This is a genomic window from Photobacterium sp. DNB23_23_1, from assembly GCF_052873815.1.
On the sequence record NZ_JBNNXT010000081.1, the window covers coordinates 1 to 3,894 of the forward strand.

At 43.8% G+C, this 3,894-nt stretch carries 5 protein-coding genes; 2 read left to right on the forward strand and 3 right to left on the reverse strand.

Annotated elements, in window-relative coordinates; all coding sequences use genetic code 11:
- Positions 1 to 140: 140 nt before the first annotated feature.
- The 3 genes from ACVA53_RS24730 to ACVA53_RS24740 all read right to left on the reverse strand — a co-directional run bounded on the left by ACVA53_RS24730 (position 141) and on the right by ACVA53_RS24740 (position 2,562).
- Complete coding sequence (locus ACVA53_RS24730) at positions 141 to 944, reverse strand: alpha/beta fold hydrolase (protein WP_255044912.1); 804 nt, start codon at positions 942 to 944, stop codon at positions 141 to 143.
- Positions 945 to 1,238: 294 nt separating this feature from the next.
- On the reverse strand, positions 1,239 to 1,610 hold the full coding sequence (locus ACVA53_RS24735) for a YgiW/YdeI family stress tolerance OB fold protein (RefSeq protein ID WP_255044915.1): 372 nt from the start codon (positions 1,608 to 1,610) through the stop codon (positions 1,239 to 1,241).
- A 115-nt stretch (positions 1,611 to 1,725) separates the two neighbouring features.
- Complete coding sequence (locus ACVA53_RS24740) at positions 1,726 to 2,562, reverse strand: CPBP family intramembrane glutamic endopeptidase (protein ID WP_446506601.1); 837 nt, start codon at positions 2,560 to 2,562, stop codon at positions 1,726 to 1,728.
- 100 nt (positions 2,563 to 2,662) lie between these two features.
- Between ACVA53_RS24740 and cobU the strand changes: the two genes are divergently transcribed.
- Positions 2,663 to 3,184, forward strand: coding sequence for a bifunctional adenosylcobinamide kinase/adenosylcobinamide-phosphate guanylyltransferase (cobU, locus tag ACVA53_RS24745; protein ID WP_255044910.1), 522 nt, complete (start codon positions 2,663 to 2,665; stop codon positions 3,182 to 3,184).
- Positions 3,184 to 3,807 carry a histidine phosphatase family protein gene (locus tag ACVA53_RS24750; RefSeq protein WP_255044909.1) on the forward strand — a complete coding sequence of 208 codons (624 nt, stop codon included), beginning with the start codon at positions 3,184 to 3,186 and terminating at the stop codon, positions 3,805 to 3,807. Before cobU ends, ACVA53_RS24750 begins: the two co-directional genes overlap by 1 nt.
- Positions 3,808 to 3,894 lie beyond the last annotated feature (87 nt).

The window sequence follows — 3,894 nt, forward strand, 5'->3', positions numbered from 1 at the left end:
TGGGCTTGGAGCATAAAAATTCCCTCCAGTTGCTGCCTACTTTAAGTGTAGCAACAACTTAAGGGAACATAGCGAAAATCATAGAGGCCAGTCATATGACTGGCCTCTATGATTGTTCAAATCGGCGATTTTGTTGGGCTCTATGCTGCCATGGTATGGCGCTGAATAAACTCAATCGAGTGCTGATTGAACTCGTCTGGGCGTTCAACATTACAAACGTGCCCACAGTTTTCGAATTCTGTCAGGTAGCTATGCTCGTGTTTATCAACCATTTCTTTTACTGGCTTGATGAACATATAGTCATTGCCGCCCATTAAATAAAGTGTCGGTATCGGTAATTCTTTTTCTTTGAAACACTTCATTAAAGGATTGACGTCTGTTGCCAGTTTAAACCAACGTTTGAACTCCTTCTGGCACAACTTTTTAGCATCGTTAACAAACATCAATCGCGATTCTTTTTGTGTTTTCTGCGGCATAACCACGTAGGCAAACAACTTGTACAGCCACATGTAAGGGATGAAATGCTTGCACATGTTGCCCGCTGAAATTAACACCTGAGAACGTGTATTCAGGCGTGTAACCGCACCACCGAGAACCATGGTTTTTACTCTTTCGGGGGCCAATTCGGCTAGGCTACGAATAATGATCGTGCCGAGTGAAATCCCAACGAAATGTGCTGATTGGATTTTAAGGTGATTTAACACGTGTACGATGTCAGCCGTCACAGTTTTAAATGTGTACGGGTTTTTGATCATGTCCTGAAACATGTTGTTTGAGCGACCGTGCCCTCTTAGATCGAGAAGAAGTAGGTTGAAATGCTGCTTGTAGGCTTTTATCTGCTTGAACCAGATAGATGAACTACCTCCGGCACCATGAACAAATACAACCCAATCTTTGCTGGTTGGGTGATGGTAAGTTTTATGAAACAACAAAGTATCTGACATGTATCTACTCATTTTTATTTTCAGCAGGCATTATAACACGGGCCTCTCTAAGACTTTGCTCCGATGTGTGACGCTTTGTAAAATTAAGACTTAGGGCGAGTTCAAGTTATTGATTATGAGTTTAAGGATAAATATCGAAGATACAATACTGTGACTCATGTCACGCATTGATTTGGTTGTTGATGCCCTATTGTACGACAAATAGCAAAAACCGGCATAACCTCAGGCTATGCCGAAAAACGATGATTGACGTTTCTTGTTGCTTTCGTACATAGCAACTATATGACTCAGGATTTAAAGTAACTGAAGGCGATCCACTTCAATTTCAGGGATATTGCCGCCTTCATATTCGCCATAGAGACGTAGTCTTGTTGTGGCATTAATCGCTTCTGGTATGTTGATATCGTCGTCAATTTCAACTTGGATCTCTTTAGTGCCATCGCTGAAAATGAAAGTGTCGGCATTGATTTGCTTAATGAGGTGCCCTTCGACAATCGCTTCTTTTTCCGTGAACATACTCGTGTCTTTTAGTAGTTCAGCAACGCTAACGGTTTCTACTGGTCCTGAATAGTTCAAAGCATTCTCATTCTTGTTATGGTCTCCAGCAAAAGCGGCTGTTGGTAGAATGATAGCGGCAGTGGCGATAGCCATAACAGTGTTCTTAATCATAATTCGGTCTCCTTGTGTTGATGGTTATATTAAACAACACTGGTTCTGAATTAATGATGAGTTGGTTATTCAGAAATGGTTCATATACCTAAATAAATTGCGTACATATTCTTTAACTTGCCATTGGATAGGTGAAAAACAAAAGGTGTACCAAGTTGAAAGCAAAATGAATCACAACAGCAAACGCTAGTCGACCTGTCCAATAATATGTCAGTCCATAAAGCAACCCAGCGAGAGTCGCAATGGCAATGAATAAAATACCACCAGCAAAATGGACTAAACCAAAGAGAAGGCTGGCAGCGATAATACCTGCGAAAGGAGTCAATCGCTCGATCATGCGTTGTTGGATATAGCCCCGGAACAGTGCTTCTTCAGCAACGCAAGTAAACAACAAGTTGTTGATGATAAATACCCAAGTCCAAGCGGGTAGCGAAATTTCAGGTTTAACAATTCCAGTGCTCCAGGCCATGAAAGGAAGCGCAACAAACAGCAGAGCAACAATAGTGAATTGTGGCTTTGTTATTGACGTGGTGTGTTTGAGCATACTCGGGACAAGCAGAATTAACCCGAAGACAATCTGTGGTTTGTCCAGATTTAAATACATCGAAAAAGGAGTGCTGTTTGAACCGGAGAAGGCTTTGTCGAGTACCAAGAGGTTGTTAAAACCAGGGATCAGGTGAAGTACCAAGGCTGCAGCCCAAAAAATGACGAACCCATGGCAAATCACCTTGTAAGCTCCGGTCAGACGTTGACTCTGCTTGGCAACGACAAGTCCAATAACGACAACCCCAAGGGCTAGGGGGGAAATGCGAGAAAAATAAAGTGCGGCTACTGCCGTCAGGCTTAGTAAAGCAGGCCATATTTTGGGTCTCAAGAATAACGATAATACGGTGCTAGCAAGAAGTAGCCAAACAAGGCCATCTGGCCATAGGTCATTAAGATGAAACATAGTATTGTAAGCTGAAATGATCGTTATAATGCGAAGGTTGATTACCATGATAACGAAAAAACGCCGTGTTTTCATTGTGATAATGTATAAAGGTTAATGAATGGCAACTGAGTTGGTACTGGGTGGAGCGCGATCAGGCAAAAGTCGTTACGCCGAATCGATCGCACAAATAAATGGAAAGCCTGTCATCTATATTGCGACAGCAACTGCGGGAGATGAAGAGATGGCAGAGCGTATTGAGCGCCATCGGCAGGACCGTCCATACGAGTGGACTGTCGTTGAAGAACCTACCGCTTTAGCTCTAGCTATTACTGAATTATCGACACCCGGCAACTGTTTATTAGTTGACTGCCTGACCCTGTGGCTAACTAACTGCTTATTCAATAAGGATTTCAGTACTGACTGGCGACAGCAGAAGGCTGAACTTCTTGGAGTCCTAGAAAAAGTAGAAGGGGATGTTATCTTAGTCAGTAATGAAGTTGGGCAGGGAATTGTGCCGATGGGCGAAATGTCGAGACGTTTTGTCGATGAGAGTGGTTGGCTGCACCAAGCCATCGCAGCGCAAGTTGATCGAGTCACTTTCGTTACGGCAGGGATCCCGCAGCTCTTGAAGGGGGCGTGATGGCTGAATGTATAAAGACAAGAATTGATATTTTGCGTCATGGCCTGCCTGAAGGCCACGGTTGTTTGAGGGGGCATACTGACTTTCCTATCACCCCGACAGGTTTGTCGCAAATGTCGAGTGCCGTAAAAGGGCTCAATGATATCGAACAAGTGGTTGCTTCTCCTTTACAACGATGCAGTGATTTTGCCAATCAATTTGCCCAGCAGTTCACTTTACCTTGTCAGCATTTTAGTCACTGGAAGGAAATGAATTTTGGCGACTGGGATGGACAAAGTCACGATAGCCTGTGGCAACAACACGGCTCGTTGTTAGAAACTTATTGGCAGAACCCGTGGTTATCGACGCCACATGGTGGGGAAACGCTGAAAGCGTTTGATCGTCGGATTCAACAAGCATGGGATCTGTTACTAGATAACTATTTAGGACAGAAAATATTACTCGTGACTCATGCTGGAGTGATGAAACAACTGATGCGGATCCTATTGGAGATGCCCGAAAACACCAACTACCTCCAACGTATCGATTTGCCTTATGCGGCGCGTTACCGTGTCACGGTAATAACAGATGAAAATGGAATCCATTGGCCACAGATCCAGTGGCCAGTCGAGCAGCATTATTAAGCGAGAACAAAGTATCCGCCCCATGATTCCACGGGGCGATTATTAATGAGAGAAGTTCCAAGGAAGTAGAGAGTCGATATCCGGCTC

Coding starts and splice junctions, on each gene's coding strand:
- ACVA53_RS24750 (WP_255044909.1), top strand. CDS start 3,184: ATGGCTGAATGTATAAAGACAAGAATTGATATTTTGCGTCATGGCCTG.
- ACVA53_RS24730 (WP_255044912.1), bottom strand. CDS start 944: ATGTCAGATACTTTGTTGTTTCATAAAACTTACCATCACCCAACCAGC.
- ACVA53_RS24740 (WP_446506601.1), bottom strand. CDS start 2,562: ATGTTTCATCTTAATGACCTATGGCCAGATGGCCTTGTTTGGCTACTT.
- cobU (WP_255044910.1), top strand. CDS start 2,663: ATGGCAACTGAGTTGGTACTGGGTGGAGCGCGATCAGGCAAAAGTCGT.